Here is a 16,523-nt window from a genome sequence, read left to right on the forward strand (position 1 = left end):
TCTCGTCGCCGGCGCATCCATCCACGGCACCTCGCATCAACCTCAGAGTTCCCTGTGCAAAACAAAACCTGGACCGACGCAGCCCTCCTCGAGCGTCTCCAGAAAGCCGTCCACTTGGAGCTGTGGACCCTCCCTGTACCTACCCAAATTTCGGTCGCTGCGTCATGCGCGCGCCAAGGCTGCGTTCGGCAGTGCGTCAATGCGAGGGAGTGAGGCGCGCAGTCATCGTTCTGCCTGGGCCGGCGAGGCGGAGTCGGAAGCACCCAGGGCACTACGCAACATTGAGGTTCGGACACATCCACCTCTGCTGTCCCGCGCGAGCTCCCGGGGCCGCTGGCAGGCGGCGGAGGTGAGCGCCAGGCCGAGCTGGGCGCCATGGCCCCTTGGGGGGAGATCCGCGGGTGCTGCGCCGTTCCGCCGATCGAGATGTCGCGCTGACGACTTTCCCCTGGCCTCCCAGACCGCGTGTCCCAGGGAGCGCCCGGGCGTTTTGTCTGTTTTGTATTCATTTCGGCACACCTAAACAGAAGTGAACAGTCGTTCAACCAAGGAAAACAGAGGGGGTTGCGTGCTCATGCGGATGAAGGCCGGTCTGGCCCTGGCGGCTGCGGTCAGCAGTTTGATGATGGGGTGTGTGGAGGAGTCCTCTCAGGACTGGGCTCCAGAAGGGCTCGCGAGCAAGGACGATGCGCGCGTGCACGGACTGAGCAAGGCGACCAGTCGGGGCCGCGAGTTCTGGCTGGCCTTCCCGGGGAACTACCAGGCCACTGCGGTACTCACGTTGTTCATCGCCGGTGACACGACGACGACGGGGCAGGTTCGCGTTCCGGGGCAGGGGCTGTCCTTCGACTTCTCGGTGACGCCGGGGCAGGTGACGGCGGTGGCGCTGCCCTCCTCGGTGGCACAGGTGGCCGTGGATGGCGTGGAGCCCAAGGGCATCCACGTCACCGCGGGCGCGGACATCTCCGTGTATGGGCTCAACCGGCTCCTGCAAACGACGGATGCGTTCCTGGGCCTGCCCACCGCGAGCCTGGGCACGGATTACGTGGTGCAGGCCTATCCGAACGTCAACGTCGTCAACGGCTCGCAGTTCTCCGTCGTGGCCACGGAGGACGCGACGGAGGTGACCATCACCCCAGCGAGTGTGGTGGGCAACCACGCCGCGGGAGTGCCCTTCCACGTGGCGCTGAACAAGGGGCAGACGTACCAGCTTCGCAGCACGGGGGCCGCGCCCTCGGACGTCTCCGGAACCCTCGTTCATGCCACGCGCCCGGTGGCGGTCTTCGGCGGGCATCAGTGCGCCAACATCCCGGATGGCACCACGATCGCCTGTGACTACCTGGTGGAGCAGCTCCCCCCGACCTCGACGTGGGGGCGGCGCTTCGTGACCGTGCCGCTGGCCACACGCCTCGGCGGGGACACCTTCCGCTTCGCGGCCGCCAGGGATGGCACGCAGGTGAGTCTCAACGGCGCGGTGGTGGCGCAGCTCCAGCGCGGCCAGGTGTTCCAGACGAACATCCAGGGCTCGGCGAGCATCACCGCCAACGAGCCCATCCTCGTGACGCAGTACTCCAATGGCTCGGGCTTCGATGGCATCCCGTCCGACCCGTTCATGATGTTGGTGCCGCCCTTCGAGCAGTTCGCCGCCCAGTACACCGTCACCACTCCGAGCTCGGGGTTCCGCAGCAACTTCGCCAACATCGTGGTCCCCAACGACGTCGTGGCCGAGGTGATGCTGGACGGGGCGCTCATCCCGGCGAGCCAGTTCCAGGCCATCGGGACCAGCGGCTTCTCCGGGGCCCAGCTCCCCGTCGCGCTGGGGGCGCACCGCCTGTCCGCGCCGCAGCCCTTCGGCGTCATGCTCTATGGGTTCGATGCCTACGACTCCTATGGCTACCCGGGAGGAATGGCCCTGGCGCCCGTGGCAGAGGTGAGCAAGCTCACGCTGTCGCCCAGAGAGGGCGTCGCCGTCGTGGGGGACCTCTACTGCGTGACGGCCACGGTCCGGGACGCCGCGGACCGGCCGCTCGCGGGCGTGCGAGTGGACTTCGCTTCGTCCGGAGTGAACTCCGCCTTGGCCTCCGTGAACACCACCGCCGACGGGCAGGCCGAGTTCTGCTTTGAGGGCACCACACCCGGCGAGGATGCGGTGACCGCGAGCATCGGCTCGGTGACCGACCAGGTGCTGGTGACCTGGACGAAGCCCAACGCCCCGCCCATCGTGGACGCCGGGCCCGACCTGGAGGGCATGGCCTCCCAGCAGTTGACGCTGCGGGGCTCGGCCTCGGACCCGGATGGTGACCCGCTCACCTATGCCTGGAGCTATGTGGCGCCCCCGGGCGTGCACTGCACCTTCGGGTCGCCGTCAGCCCCGGTCTCGAGCATCCAGTGTGACGGGGCCGGCACCGTCACCGTGTCGCTGACCGCCAATGACGGCACCGCGACCGCCACGGACAGCGCTCAGGTGGTGCTCGGCTGGGCGTCGGAGCTCACGATGTGCGGCCTGCCCCGCTACACGAACGGGACCTCGATCAAGGCGTGCGGCTGGGCCACCGCGGGCCGCAGCAGCACGGGCATCGTCTCCGCGTACTTCACCGTGGATGGCGGCGCGCCCGTCCCCGTCATGCCCGACGCGGGCGGCGGCTACGTCTCCACCCAGCTTCACCTCACGGAGGGGACGCACGCGGTCCGGCTGACCGTCGTGGACGCGCTGGGGCACGCGACGTGGCGCGAGCAGACGGTGTCCGCGGACTTCACGCCGCCGGTGCTCGTCATCCTGTCGCCCACCGAGCAGGAGACCAACCCCGACCCGGTCGTCTCGATGGTCATCCAGCAGCAGGACGCCAGCCCCGCCACGGTGGTGACCCAGGGGATCGTGATGGAGGACGTGCCCGCGGGCAGCAACGTGCTGCGGCACACGGTGAACCTGGTGCATCGCGACTGGTCGCTCGTCCACGTCCAGGCCACGGACGCCGCGGGCAACACGACCGAGGTGGTAGCGCGCGTATACGTGGCGCCCTGAGCGCGGCGCGGCCCAGGGCGGGAGGATGACGCTCGCCCGGGCCGGAACGTCCACCCGTGCGGCGCGCCGCGCGTCCCGTGCTCGACGGGCGCGCGGCGTTCGCGTCTCCATGGGGCCTCTCAAGGAGAAGCCCCATGCCCACGTTCCGCCTCAAGCAGGACCAGGCCGCGCTGCTCGTCGTGGACATCCAGGAGCGGCTGATGCGGCGTGGGACCCACCCCGCGGCCCGTTTGGACGAACTGCTGCCGCACCGCTGGCGCCCGTCCTCCGCCTCCGCACCCGACTCATCCTGAATCCACGCAAGCCTCTGCGGTCAGGCACTCATGTGCGCGGCTACCACTATGCTCCATGAAGGCGTGTGCTAGAGCGCACTCATGCGCGTGATTCTGATGCTGTCAGTGGGCCTCACCCTTGCCTGTCAGACTTCGCCCCCTGTTGCGCCTTCTGAAAGGCGCACGGCTTCCCCTCCACTTGAAATCACCCTGGCAAACGACTCAGTGCCTGAGCAGAAGACACGCGAGCAACTCCGCCGTCTACTGGAGAAGTTCGAGGTCGACCCGTGGATTTATACGAACACGGTCCGAGTCAATGAGAGGTCCATTCCTCACAGCCATCCCGTGCTGACGCTCCACACGCGGCATCTCGACAACGACATGCACCTGCTCTCGACCTTTATACATGAGCAAATGCACTGGTTCCTCGACGCGAACAGAACGAAAACCGAGCGCGCGATGGCGGCCCTGCACGGGCTGTATCCGACCCTACCGACAGGATTCCCCGAGGGAGCAGTGGACGTGGAGTCGTCCTATCTCCACCTTCTCGTCAATTACCTGGAGTACGCCGCCCTACAGAACACCGCCGGGAAGGAAACAGCGAGGAGCGTGTTCGACTTCTGGGCGAACGACCATTACCGGGCGCTCTACCGCATCGTCTTGAAGGATGAGGCCCTAATTCGCGAGGTCGTGGCGCAGCACGGTTTGATGCCTGCAGGCCTTTGACCCGGCGGAGACTCCGCTCCTACATGCCGCTTCATGCGCATGGCCTCCCTCACTCTTCAACTGGTCCGAAAACTGGGGAGCAGACCACCCACTCTTCTTCGGAAGCCGTCGAGGATATGAGTAATTAGTATCAGGCAGATGGCAGGGAGCAACGAAAGAGGGCGCCGCGACCTGCGCGGCGGCACTCGGCCTGGAGCCGACCTTGGTGCACCTCGAGGATTGAGCGGCTGATAGACAAGCCCATGCCCAGCCCTTCCTGTTTGGTGGTGAAGAATGGCTGGAAGAGGTGGTCCAAGGCTTCCTCACTCAGCCCCACCCCCGTGTCCTCCACCACCAGCTCCACCCGACCGACCTCTGCCCTGGTGCGCACCCACACTTGCCGCTCCCCGGGGGCACACGGGCTCACCGCATCCAGGGCGTTGACGAGCAGATTGAGAACGACCTGCTGAAGCTGCACGTTGTCTCCCCATACGAGGAGGGGTGCGTCGGCCAGCTCAAGCGTGAGCGTAGCCCCGCGGAGCTGAGCGTCCATGTCCACCAAGTGCGCCATCCCACGCACCAATGCGTTGAAATCATGGGGGGCATGCTGCGACTCGCCCTTTTTGAGCAGCGTTCGCATGTGTCGGATGACCTCGCCGGCCCGCTGGTCGTCGGAGATGATGTCCTGGAGCACCTCGCGCAGCAGGGCCGTATCCATGGGCGTGCGCTCCAGGAGTCGTTGGGCCGTCTCTGCGTTGGTGCGGATTGCAGCCAGGGGCTGATTGAGTTCGTGGGCGATGGAGACGCCCAGTTCTCCTACGGCGGCCACGCGCTCCAAGTGAGCTCGCTCATCCCGGGCCTGGCGCACCTCCAGTTCAGCGCGCTTTCGCGGGGTGACGTCCACCACGGAGACAACAGCCCCGCCCTCGGATCGCTCGAGCCTTCGGGCGCGCAGTTCGAACCAGGCACCCGGCGTCAGTCCGCCAAACTCCACCACGCCTTCCTGTGAGTACCCGGCGAGCACGTCCTGGACAAGCGCCACCACCGCCTCCAGTTCGCAATGGCCCGTGCGCACCACCTCCCGGAAGGGCTCTAGCCAGGAGGTTCCCGGCGCCCAAGCCATCCCGCCAGACTGGCCACTCAGGCCCTCAAGCAGGCTCGGGGGCGGGTTGGCGCGCAGCACCATCCCGCTCCGGTCGAGGATGGCCACGGAGCCCGGCAATGAGTCCAGCACCACCAAGTTCAACCGCTGTGCCCCCAGACGCCGTCGTCGCTCCAGTAGCAGCACGACAATGAGCGCCGCCTGCAACAGGCCCGCGCACAGAATGACTGACACCTGCCAGCGATAGCGTGCCCAGAGGCCGGGCTCATGAAAACGCACTACGCTGCCGGGCGGCAACCGGCTGGTAGGAATGTGCAATCGCACCAGCTCGCGGCCGTCGAAGACGGTTTGGTTGGACTCCAGGGCCCCGGACGGCAGGGAAGCAAGGGGCTCGCCATGGAGCACCTGGAGGGTTCGCCGCGCCATGTCCCGGCCCAGCATCTCGTAATCCATCAGCACCCCTCCGACGATGCCACTCCCCAGCATCGTCCCGTGGACACTGAAGAGGGGTGGGCTCCCATCGGCGCGCAGTAGGCTCGTCACGTCGCGGGTGATGAAGCTCTGCCCCGTCGTGTCCTGCATGAAGGCCACCACGATGATGACGGTATCCGCGGGGAGCGCGCGCGCTCGCTGCCGCAATTTCTCCAACGTCAGTCCTTTGAGGCCGATAAATTCACGACCTGGCGCAGCGGCGCGCACTTCCTGCTCCACGTAATCCCAGGCGTCCACCTCCCGCTGGCTGGAGCCGAGGACGAGGGCGACATGGCGCGTATCCGGCAGCAGCCGCAGGGCCGTCCGAACGGTGCCAGGCACGTCCAGGTCTGCCCAGTTCCCTTTGACGTAGGGGCTCTGGGGCAGCGTGTCCACCAGGAAGGCATCGTTGTAGACGGAGAAGAGCGGCACCCGTGGCCACAGCTCATGCTGCAGTCTGAGCACGAAGGGAGTTGCGTCTGCGTAGACGACGATGACATCAGGTCGCTGCTCACGGTACTTGACGAGGTAGAAGTCGTGCAGCGCCCGCTCGTACTCCGGGCCCCCGAACCAGCCCATGTCCAGGGATTCGATGTTGATGATGCGCTGCTCGCCGTCCTGGCTCGTCATCGCTCGCCGGAAGCCCTGAGTAAGGTCCGCGATGGCCGGCATCGTGGCATCCTCCGGCACAAAGAGCAGCACCGTCTTCGCGCGAGTGGAGGCTTCGGCGGGGAGCGTCATCAGCCACAACAGCAGCAAGGCCAGGGGGCGCATTCAGTCTCCAGGAATGTAGTCCAGGCCTGCATGCGCGGCGACGACCCCAGGTAGAAATTCCCAGAGTGCGTTCTCGGAGTCCGAACGAGTAATCTGGGAGCGCTTCGCCAAGAAGAGGCGACAGGCGCCTAGGGGGTTTCGCCGTGAAGCTGTCTCCACCACTCACACGGAGCACGGTGTTCGTGATGGATGACGACCCGTCCGTACTGCGCAGCCTCACGCGCATGTTCCAGGTGGAAGGATACGCGGTGGAGGAATTCTCCCACCCGAGGCGGTTGCTAGAGAGGGGCCCCGGACCGCGCCCGGGGTGCGTGGTGATGGACCTCCGCATGCCGGAGCTCAACGGCCTGGAGTTGCAGGAGGAGTTGCGCCGGACAGGCTGGCTGCACCCCTTCGTCTTCATCAGCGGACATGGGGATGTGCCGGCGGCGGTGAAGGCAATGAAGGCCGGAGCGGTGGACTTTCTCTCCAAGCCCTTCAGCACCGAGGAGTTGCTGGCAGCCGTGGAGCGGGCGCTGGCCCAGGACCGGGCGGCAAGCATTGTCGAACAGGAGCATCAGGCACTGCGCTCCCGCTTCTCCACGCTCACCCCTCGGGAGTGGCAGGTGTGTCGGATGGTGACCTTGGGGCTTCTCAACAAACAGATCGCAGCTGAGCTGGGCACGGCCGAGCAGACGGTGCGCCTGCAGCGCTCGCGCGTCATGGAGAAGCTGGCGGTGAACTCACTCGCAGAGCTGGTCCGACTGTTGGAGCGGCTGGACTCCCAGCCCTGAAGTCGAGGCAGGTGGGGTGGTCCAGACACACTCCCATTCCTCTGTCAATTCAACAAAGATCTCAATGGTGGAAGGATTGTCCATCACTAGGGTGAGCCCACATGTGAGCGTCACCCGCTTCCGTGGACATGCCCGATGTGATGGCAGGGTGTTCTTCGATGTCGGAGCGAGAGAAGAACAGTCGGCCGCTCGGCGTGCCCGACCGGGCTCCGGCGTCCCGCCGAAGTTCATCTGACATATCCGTCAATCACAAAATCCCACCGACAGCTCAACACCAAGCTCGACACACTCTTGATATGTTGTTGAAGTCCCCAACTCAACCGCGAGGAAACTCCCCGTGTCTGCTTCGTCATATCCGTCCAGCGCTTTCGACTCCGTCTATGGGCCGTCGATCCCCCCCCGCAGCGTCAAGTCCGGGGTCATCAGCGATATCGAGCACTTCTCCGTCCGCGTGCCGGTCGACCCGGAACACTCCGAACCGGGTAAGAGCGTGGACCTCGATGCGTACTGCGCCATGCCCAGAGGGGCCGGCCCCTTCCCCGTGGTCATCCTGCCGTCACCGCTGGCTCCGATGGGGTGGCGCTCATACTGGATGGGCCTGACCTATCCGCCGGGCCCGATGCCCGGGGTGGAGCAGTCTGAGACGATGAGTGTCGAGGTGCCCATCATCGAGGACGGCGCCGGACTGCTGCCCGTGCTGGCGCGGGCCGGGTACATCGCGCTCGCCTACAGCGAGCGAGGACTGGCCGACTCCACCGGGCTGATCGACGTGGCCGGGCCGCAGGATCAGAGGGACGGCAGCGCGGTGATCGACTTTGTCCTCGCCAACCTACCCGCGGCTGATCCGAGCCGGATCGCTTTCGTCGGCGCCTCCTACGGCGCGGGACAGAGCCTGCTGATTGCCGCCCAAGACCCTCGGGTCAAGGCCGTCGCCGCGATGAGCGCCTGGGCGGACCTGGCGGCAGGGTTGTTCGAGAACGGCACCCGGCACATGCAGGCGTTCCTCGCGCTGCGTGCGCTGTTCGAACGGGAACCGTTCCCGCCGAAGCCCGGCGAGCCCACGTTGCCGCACCCGACATACCTGAATCCGGAGACGGCGCGGCTCTTCGAGCGCTACATGTCCGCCGACTATCGGGCCCACATGCCCGAACTGCTGGATTTCGCAGCCCAACGGTCGCCGCTCGCACCCGACATCTTCGAACGTCTCGACCGGCCGGACCTCGCGATCCTGCTCTGCACCTACTGGCACGAGACCCTGTTCTCCAACAACGCGGTGGTCGAGTTCTTCAACAAGCTCAGCGCTCCGGCGAAGCGACTGATCGTGCAGGTCGGCGACCACGGCGCGGGCGAGTTGACCGGGCTGGCCGGATTGGGCAGCCGTCCCACGGACGCGATGCGGTGGTGGCTCGACTACCACCTCAAGGGCCTCGGCGAACTCGACGGCAACACCGTGGTGGTCGAACCGATGCATCACCCGCTCCGGGCGGCCGACAAGTTCCCGGACTGGGAGGCGTTCGTGCGCTCCCCCCAGCGGTTCCACCTGAGGGCGCCCGGCCGGGAACCGGGCAGCATGACCAGGGAGCCGGACACCAGGCCCTGGGAGTACGCCTTCACCGCCGGGGCCAACACGGCAGCGGAAGTGGCTGCGGAGTTGCTCAAGACGGGCCAGCGGGAGCGTCTGACCCTCCCGATGCGGTACCAGACCGCCGACATCGCGTCGGAGCACGCGGTGTATTGGCGCAGCGACCTGTTCCCCCAGCGCCAGCGGATCAGTGGTGAGGTGCGGCTGCACCTGACCGTCAAGCCCGCCAACAAGTCGGTGACGCTGGTGGCGTACCTGTTCGACGTGAATGACGGCAAGAATGACCGGATCGTCACCAGCGCCGCCTACACCATCCACAACGAGCAGGCCGACCAGCCGACCGCGGTGGACTTCGGGTTCCAGCTGACCGACTACGACCTGCCGCCGGGTCACAGCCTGCTGCTGGTCGTGGACACCCAGGACAAGTTCCTGGCCGACGCGTCCACGGCCGGTACCGTGACAGTGCTCCAGCCGGCCAACGGCTCATCCTACGTCGACATCCCGATGGGGGACTACCAGGCGCAGTAGCGACACGGCCGCAGGGCGTCTCCACTCTCTGGATCCCCGCCGATGACCTGAGACGTGGGTTCATCCGGGTCGGCTCCACTGACCCGCGCGCCAGGTCGCTACGGACAGCTGTCGGGGCCTCACCGTACGGTGGGGCCCCGACGTGCTGACCGGTCAGCGGGCGATGCCGAGGTTGACCAGCCTAGGCCAATCACGGGCGGCCGTGGGGGGGCTCCCCGGCGGCGAAGAAGAACAGGTCCAGGACGGCGTGGTCGTCCCTGTGCCTACCCGAAATTCGCTCGCTGCGTCATGGGTGCGTCAAGGCCACATTCGGCAGCGCGTCAATGCGAGTGAGCGAGGCGCGCGAGAGGGCATCGGCAGCTCAGTGTATCCGCCGAGGCGACAACTTCCCTGACATAGGGGCCCGGTGGTACGGCCGCTCGGGAATGCACGGCATCGCGCCAGTCCGCGCAGCGTAGTGCAGCGCGGAGAGAAAGCGAACAGCCATGCCCCGGCAGCCTCCGCTTCATGGCGGGAGGGGCAGCAGGCCATTTCCCGACCCCGGCATGAGTTTTCATAGGTGGACAATTCCAATTTCCGGGAGGAATTAGCATGAGGAAGCTTGGATATGGACTACTCGTCACCACGGGGCTTCTTATCGGCACACTTGCTGAAGCCCAAGGGGCTTCCCAGCCACCGTCCGCGGGACGCCAGGCGGATGAGTCGACACGGCAACAGCCAGGCTGCGCCTGTGGGATGATGGGCAGCGGCATGATGGGTCAGGGAATGGGCGGCGCGGGAATGAACTGCCCCATGCGCGGAATGGCGGACGTGCAGATGGAGCAGACGCAAGAAGGGGCCACTCTGCACCTCACCGCAAAGAACCCCAGTCAGGTCGAGGACGTCCGGCACATGGCGGAACGGATGCAGCGCTGCATGAGCGGAAGCGGCGCCCCGCAGCAGGGCCAACCGGCCTCGCCCCGTCAGCAACAACGCTGAGCACGGCGCGTCGTTCCCCGGTCTGAAAAGCGGCGTTCCAGTCCACGGGCTCGCTATGGGCAATGAACGCACTCTTGAGAGATACGCTCACGGCAGGAAGCGGCGAGCCGCTGCCTCCTCCGCCTAAAGCCCCTGTCCGAAGTGACCCATCGCCTTACGGTGGCGCTTCAGCTCGTTACGGAAGGCGTCAGGCAGATCGGCGCCGGGGCGGTGGCATCTGCCCACACATCGCCATGAGTTCCGTGTACCGGGCCTCACCACTCACCACGCTCGGGAATCATTCGAAGTAGACTCGTCACCATGAATCTCACAGGGTGGTGTCTGGGCTGCCTGCTCGTCATCGTGGCCCAGGGTCCAGCGAGTTCAGCCCGGCCGAAGCCTGCCCAGCGCGTGCTGACCTGGAACGTCGACGGTGTCCCGCAGCGGATGACGGTGTTGCAGGACGATGGGCCTGTCCTGCCGAGCAAAGAGCCGGATACACGCATCGACATTCTGAGTGTCATCGGACCGATGGTGACAACCCGGTTCATGCAGACGTGGATGGGCGACTCGGGCGGATACATCACCGAGTCCATGCGGGTGGAATATCGCGGGAAATATCGCTTTTCGCTGGGTGAATACCTGGAGGAAACAAGACAGGGAGGCCGGGTCCTCGCAGCGATACTCAAGATGCCGGATGTTCCATCGAAGGAGCGCTGTCCTTCCCCCTCGATGGTGAAGGAGCAGCCCTCCTTCACGAAGGGCCGAGAGCAACTCCTCACGGCGGGCTGTGCACATCCGAAGTGGCTCACGCTGGAGCCGGAGGCATTCTCCATCCTGAACTGGGATGACGAGGACAAAGTCCTGCTGGCCATCCAGACGTTCCATCCGGAAGGAATGCGCTCGTCGAATCGGATGGAGCGGGTGGGCGTCTGGCTGACGGCACCTCCGGAATGGAGGCCCTGGCTGGAGGCTGCACGCCGCGGCGAGGGACTGTTCGAAGACCAGCGGGATGACTGGGTGAGGCGGCTTTCACCGCGGGAACTCGCCACCGTACGTGCACGTGTGACGAAGCTGAAGCATACGGCTCGCCGAAAGTTCATCGCGGAGACGGTGTATCGAGCGCAACAGGCACCTCTGAGCGCGGCGGACCTGGTGGATGAGTTCTTCCCGGAGCCGAAGGACGGGGGATTGGACCTGGACACTCAATGGGCGTGGTCGGACCGGGTGCTCTACCTGCGAAACACGCCCCGCTGCCGCAAGGCCGCAGAGGTGGTATTCCGTGAGCAGTGGGCCCCAGAGACAGCGAAGGCCATTGTCTTCAATCTCACGCAGTGTGGAGGCTTCTATGGGCAAGCGCCTCCGAAAGGCTGCGTGGAGCACGCCGCCCCGGCCTCCTGTATCAAACCCTGGGTCGAGGCCCAGCAAGAGCAAGAACGGAGCGCCAGTCAGTTTTCCCCGGTGAATGACCGCGAGGGCTCTGCGCCCGCGGAATGACGCGCCAGGCTCTGTCTGATGAATTCAGCAAGGCCGGTTGTTGGCCTTCGTGCATAAGCCCCTGAATCACAAGGGATTTTGCCTCGCGGTGATGAAGAGGGCGCTCTCTGCCCTCTGCCCCCAGAGCGAGATGCCCGCCCTTCGCCGCCGCCAAACGGGCTCTCTGGAACGCTCTTTCGCTCGTTTTGGGGAGAGAGACCGAGAATGGTTAACAATTTTGTTAACCACCCAGGGCAGCCGATTCTGACAATCCCGAGCTTTCAATGTTGACGGCCAGCATGAGGAGTCGGTGCACTGCTCATCGCATCTTGAGCACCACGCGAAAGCGGGCGTGGTTGCTCATCATTCGCTCGAAGGCCTCGCCAGCGCGCTCCAGGGGAAACACCTCGTTCCGGGAGCGCACGCCTGTGAGCGCGCTGAAGTCCATGGTGTCCTGCGAGTCCTGGGGAATGCCGCTGGGCCAGCCCTGGACGCGCTGGCGCTTCATGATGAGTTGCAGGCTGGTAACGGGAATGGGCTCCGCGCCCGCGCCCAGCAAGAGCAGGACGCCATCGCGGCCCAGGCCGCCAATCATGTCCGCCGCCAGGCTGCTGCTCGACGCGGTCATCATGATGACGCGCGCGCCGCCCAGGGCCTGGAGCGCCTTGCCCACGTCGCCCTTCTCCGTGTCGATGTATTCATGGGCGCCCAGCTCCGTCGCCAGCTTCCGCTTGTCCGCCCCGCGCGAGATGGCCACAGCGCGGTAGCCCAGCTTGCGCGCGAACTGGATGGCCAGGTGCCCCAGGCCGCCAATGCCTTGCACCGCCACCAGGGAGCCCGGCTTCGCGCCCATGTTCCGCAGGGAGTTGAACGTCGTCACGCCCGCGCACAAGAGCGGCGCGGCGTCCTCGGACTTCATGCCGTCCGGGACGCGGGCCAGGGCATCCTGGGGCGCGAGCATGTATTCGGCGTAGCCGCCATCGTAGGTGATGCCGCAGATCTGCTGGAAGTCGCAGGTGACGAAGTCGCCCACGCGGCACGCGGGGCACTGGCCGCAGTGGCCCCCGTGCCAGCCCACGCCCACGTGCTGGCCCGCCTTCCACGCCGTCACCCCGGGCCCCACCTTGTCGATGCGGCCCACCACTTCATGGCCGGGCACCCGCGGGTACTGCACGGGCATCCACCCCTCCTTGGTAATCGCATCGCTGTGGCAGACGCCACACGCATCCACGGCGATGAGCACCTGTCCGGAGCCGGGCTCGGGGACGTCCCGCTCCACGACTTCGAGCGGGCCCTTCGCCTGCATCACCTGCACCGCTTTCATCTTCCTGGCCATCGCGCCTCCCCCCCTTGGGTGTAAAGAACGCGGGTGAATATGGGCAGGCTCCGAAGTGAAGACGACAGTCCAGTTGGAGTTGAGGAGGCGGCCGTGCTGGCGGCCGCCTCCATGCCGGTGTTGCTCCGTGGCGGGTGAGGGTGGCGGGAACCCGCCACTGCGAATGGGCCGTCGCCCCTCGGTTGGCAGAGAGTCGAGCGCTCCCGCGACCTCGGTGCCGCCCGCGAGCGCCCCACCCCCAAGGACATCGAGGCGCTCAACGCCAGACATTTCGCATATGACATTGCATCGAATGAGCCACAAGGTGCTCACGGCGGTTGAGGCCAGTAGCCATCGCAGGCGTACCATGCCGCTGAGTCCTGTGGCCGCACGGTTGCCAGTGCCTCTCGCATCGCTTCGCGGTGCTTCCGTCGAACAACGTCCGTGAGCACCGTCGTAACACGATGACTGCGGCGGTAGCGCTCGGTCCCCCCAGCAACCGCTGCAGTCGTGCCCACCTTCGCCCCAGTCAGCCAAACTCGGTCGCTGCATCATCGGGGCGCCGCCGCGACGTTCGACAGTGCGTCAAGGCCAGTGAGCGAGGCGCGCGGTCGTCGCGCAGTCTGCCCGGCGACTCGCGAGGCAGGCTCCTGAAATGAGGCAGAGCCCACCGAGTGATGGGCCCTCTCTCTCAGGATGCGCCCCGAGAACCACTCCTCTTCGACCGCCAATGGGAAGGCGCTGTGCTAGTCCAGAGGCATCGACAACAGCTCCCGCCGACACGTCACGTAGAGCGTCCGGTCGTGCACCAGCAGGCCGCCCAGGTCGGCGTGGCCGACGTCGTGCACGGCGAGGCACTCGGTGGAGTCGAGCGACCAGACGCGCACGGTGCCATCGGAACTCCCGGTGCACAGCAGCCCGCGCGAGGGCTCCACCGCGACGAAGTCCACCCAGTGCGCATGGCCCTGCCATTGCCGCACGACGCGGCCGGTGCGGCTGTGGAACATGCGGGCCACGAAGTCCCAGGACCCGCAGAGGAGGTGCTCTCCGTCGGGGTGCCAGGCCAGCGCCCGGAGGGTGTTCGACGGGCGGTTCCACACGATGCCGAGCTGATTCTTGCGCTCGGCGCCGAGGGGCTCATGGCGCGCGGTGGCCATGCGCAGGTGGAAGTGGGCGCGGACGTTGAGCGTGAGGCCTTCGAGCAAGTGCACGGCGCCGTTGCTTCCGCCCACGGCGACGAGGCCCTGGGCGGGCGCATGCGCGAGCGCGTAGAGCGGTCCGGTCTCCAGCCTGCGCAGGTTCTCGCCCGTCCATGCGTCCCACAGCTGCGCGCTGCTGTCACCGCTGATGGAGACGACGCGGTCCTCGCTGACGACCGCGGCGGCCTGGACCTCCTCTCCGTGGCCCTCGAAGGTCTGCACGCGCCGCCAGTCCTTGGAGTCCCAGACGGCCAGGCCGCGGATCTTGTGCGCCTCGAGCACGCGGCCCAGCTCGGCTTCACCCGCCAGCCGGAACGAGGGCTCTCCATTCCGACAGATGGCCCCCGTCTTCAGGACCCGCGTGCACTCACCAGTCGCCAGACTCCAGAGGAAGATGCGCCCGCGCCCGTTCGCGGCGATGTGACGCCCATCGGGCCACAGCATTGGCGCCCCGAGCGGATCTCCGTCGGGTTCGCCCGCATCGAGCCACTGGGGATAACGGCGCCACATCGCTTCAGTCTAGACCGTGTCCGCAAACTCGAGCCAGAGACGACTGGAGGCGATGAGAACCATCGCCAGGTAGTTGGCGGCGCGCTTCTCGTAGCGCGGCGCGCACGGAGCCGGCGCGTTCCTGCAGCTGCGAAGCAAGTCGGAATCTCCAAGTGACAGGATGTCTCACGACTCGGTTGCGCTGGTCACGACGGGGGACGGCGAGCTCTTACTCGGCTGCGGGCACTGCCACCTCGGCGGCAGAGTGGAGGCGAGATGCGCAGTGATACTGCGCGAGGAGGACGACCTTGTTTGCGAGAAGTGCCTGGGGTTGAGTTTCATCCATGGTCTTTTCGCACTGGCTTCCCTTGCTCACCCTGCTGGCCGCGCCGCCCTCATCTGCGCCGCTCGCACCTCGACCCAGCCCCTTCGCGACTTGGTTCGATGCTCGCGTCAAGGAGGAGAAGCCCGAGGTTTTCACTCGGTACCAGGTGGATCTCGACGGAGATGGTCGGGATGACGAGGTGGTCTGTTACGCCTTCAAGGGAGCGGACGGCTTTATTGGGCACTCGGTCGTCTTGGTGGGGCTGGCTCGCGGTGAGCGCTTCGCTCTGGGTGGAATAGAGACCACGGACGCGTTCGACATCCCTTCTCCGCCCTCCAATACCCCAGACTCGAGCAAGGCCCTCGTCCTCAAGTATCGGAACCTGACGAACTCTGCGGAGCTCAGCCTCCGCTTCGACCAGCATGGCCCCATGCTCATGCAGTTCGTTGAAAGCGGCTACCAATGCACGGAGACGGTGAATCTACAGACGCAGCGCGCCACGATGAGGTGCACCAATCTGGACCCTGATTTCGACGACGAAGACTCCGTGAGTGAAAAAGAAGACTTCGTGACTGAAACAACGGTTCTGCTTGTATCCAACGTGGATTCATCCCCCCTCCCCCCGGGACACGTTTCCTCGAGCCAGAAGCAATGGACGGGAAATGGGGATACGGGCCTGAAGGTGCGCCTCCGGCGTCGCGGCGACATGCTCAGGGTCATCGCTCAGTTGGAGGATGACAGGACAGTGCCTTCCAAGGACGCCACCCCCAAGGCCGTCCTCGCGGCGGATCACCTTGAACTGTGGTGGGCCGAACGAAAGTCTACCGCCCCCTCGGATGCACAGGTGCAGTTGGCTGTCGCGCGCACCGAGGCAGGTACTCCCGTGGCCATGTGGCTCCGCCCTCCCGCACGAAAGGACACGTCACTGCCTTCGGTACGCTGGACGTCCCCCGCGCAGGTGGAGGTGGACCTACCACTGAGCTGGCTTCCTCAGACGCCTACGGCTTCTGACAACATCTATACTCACCTCAGCTCTCGACGCCCCTATCTCTCCGTCGCCTTCTCCGATGGAGACGGGGAGGGGCAGGAGACGCTAATCAGGACCTTCGCCAGATTCTTTGTCGTGAAACCGGGGCGTCGCTATCCTGCGCTGGAGCAAAGCCTCCAATACTGGCAGCGCGTGAGCAAGCAGGCCACGCTGAGAAGCCTCGCCACAGTGCCGTTAGTGGCACCTTGACTGCTCGTCTGGAAGGCCTCGAATGCGTGGCCATTCTCCGCATGTTCGACTTCTTCGGCGCGGCCAGCGTCAGAGGGAGGGCCCGCTCGCGGAGGGGCTCCTTCCCGTCGACGGCTTCGAGAAACAGCACCTCCTCCTGGATGTCGGGCGCCAGCAGTTGCAGGTCCAGCAGTGAAGTCCAGCGCCAGGGCACTCTCGACGGCCGTCCTGTCAATGTGATTGGGCCAGCCCCAGTCGACTCCCGAGCAGGGCCGAAGGGTCGCACACCGCTCATGAGAGACACAACAAGAGGGGCG

Annotated in this window: 11 protein-coding genes; 8 read left to right on the forward strand and 3 right to left on the reverse strand. The window is 65.9% G+C overall.

What is annotated here, in order from left to right:
* Window positions 1-574: 574 nt before the first annotated feature.
* The 3 genes from F8M74_RS07460 (at window position 575) to F8M74_RS07470 (ending at window position 4,020) form a co-directional block, all read left to right on the forward strand.
* The gene (locus F8M74_RS07460; RefSeq protein ID WP_228559345.1) at window positions 575-3,022 is read left to right on the forward strand and encodes an Ig-like domain-containing protein; all 2,448 of its coding nucleotides are present in this window, start codon (window positions 575-577) and stop codon (window positions 3,020-3,022) included.
* A 134-nt stretch (window positions 3,023-3,156) separates the two neighbouring features.
* Window positions 3,157-3,315 carry a hypothetical protein gene (locus tag F8M74_RS37745; RefSeq protein WP_228559347.1) on the forward strand — a complete coding sequence of 53 codons (159 nt, stop codon included), beginning with the start codon at window positions 3,157-3,159 and terminating at the stop codon, window positions 3,313-3,315.
* A gap of 81 nt (window positions 3,316-3,396) precedes the next feature.
* Entirely contained in the window at window positions 3,397-4,020 is a 624-nt protein-coding gene (locus F8M74_RS07470; RefSeq protein ID WP_141279457.1) for a hypothetical protein, read from the forward strand.
* Between the two features lie 130 nt (window positions 4,021-4,150).
* On the opposite strand, the gene F8M74_RS07475 is transcribed toward F8M74_RS07470, so the two are convergent.
* Window positions 4,151-6,346, reverse strand: coding sequence for an ATP-binding protein (locus F8M74_RS07475; RefSeq protein WP_141252939.1), 2,196 nt, complete (start codon window positions 6,344-6,346; stop codon window positions 4,151-4,153).
* Window positions 6,347-6,489: 143 nt separating this feature from the next.
* Here F8M74_RS07475 and F8M74_RS07480 point away from each other — a divergent pair, with 143 nt between their 5' ends.
* The 4 genes from F8M74_RS07480 (at window position 6,490) to F8M74_RS07495 (ending at window position 11,683) form a co-directional block, all read left to right on the forward strand.
* On the forward strand, window positions 6,490-7,119 hold the full coding sequence (locus F8M74_RS07480) for a response regulator transcription factor (protein WP_228559349.1): 630 nt from the start codon (window positions 6,490-6,492) through the stop codon (window positions 7,117-7,119).
* Window positions 7,120-7,456: 337 nt separating this feature from the next.
* Window positions 7,457-9,229, forward strand: a complete 1,773-nt coding sequence (locus F8M74_RS07485; RefSeq protein ID WP_141252940.1) for a CocE/NonD family hydrolase — start codon at window positions 7,457-7,459, stop codon at window positions 9,227-9,229.
* 735 nt (window positions 9,230-9,964) lie between these two features.
* Window positions 9,965-10,207 carry a hypothetical protein gene (locus tag F8M74_RS07490; protein WP_141252941.1) on the forward strand — a complete coding sequence of 81 codons (243 nt, stop codon included), beginning with the start codon at window positions 9,965-9,967 and terminating at the stop codon, window positions 10,205-10,207.
* A gap of 300 nt (window positions 10,208-10,507) precedes the next feature.
* Window positions 10,508-11,683, forward strand: a complete 1,176-nt coding sequence (locus F8M74_RS07495) for a hypothetical protein (RefSeq protein WP_141252942.1) — start codon at window positions 10,508-10,510, stop codon at window positions 11,681-11,683.
* A 298-nt stretch (window positions 11,684-11,981) separates the two neighbouring features.
* Here F8M74_RS07495 and F8M74_RS07500 read toward each other — a convergent pair whose 3' ends face one another.
* Together F8M74_RS07500 and F8M74_RS07505 are read right to left on the reverse strand one after the other, a co-directional pair.
* Window positions 11,982-12,998: an alcohol dehydrogenase gene (locus F8M74_RS07500; RefSeq protein WP_141252943.1), complete on the reverse strand. Its 1,017-nt coding sequence runs from the start codon at window positions 12,996-12,998 to the stop codon at window positions 11,982-11,984.
* 725 nt (window positions 12,999-13,723) lie between these two features.
* Window positions 13,724-14,686 carry a WD40 repeat domain-containing protein gene (locus tag F8M74_RS07505; protein ID WP_141252944.1) on the reverse strand — a complete coding sequence of 321 codons (963 nt, stop codon included), beginning with the start codon at window positions 14,684-14,686 and terminating at the stop codon, window positions 13,724-13,726.
* Between the two features lie 323 nt (window positions 14,687-15,009).
* Between F8M74_RS07505 and F8M74_RS37750 the strand changes: the two genes are divergently transcribed.
* Window positions 15,010-16,227 (forward strand): hypothetical protein, encoded by a 1,218-nt coding sequence (locus F8M74_RS37750; protein WP_228559374.1) that lies wholly within the window; start codon window positions 15,010-15,012, stop codon window positions 16,225-16,227.
* Window positions 16,228-16,523 lie beyond the last annotated feature (296 nt).

The sequence above is a fragment of the Myxococcus sp. CA023 genome, assembly GCF_010998615.1.
In the GTDB taxonomy this organism is placed as follows: Bacteria; Myxococcota; Myxococcia; order Myxococcales; family Myxococcaceae; genus Myxococcus.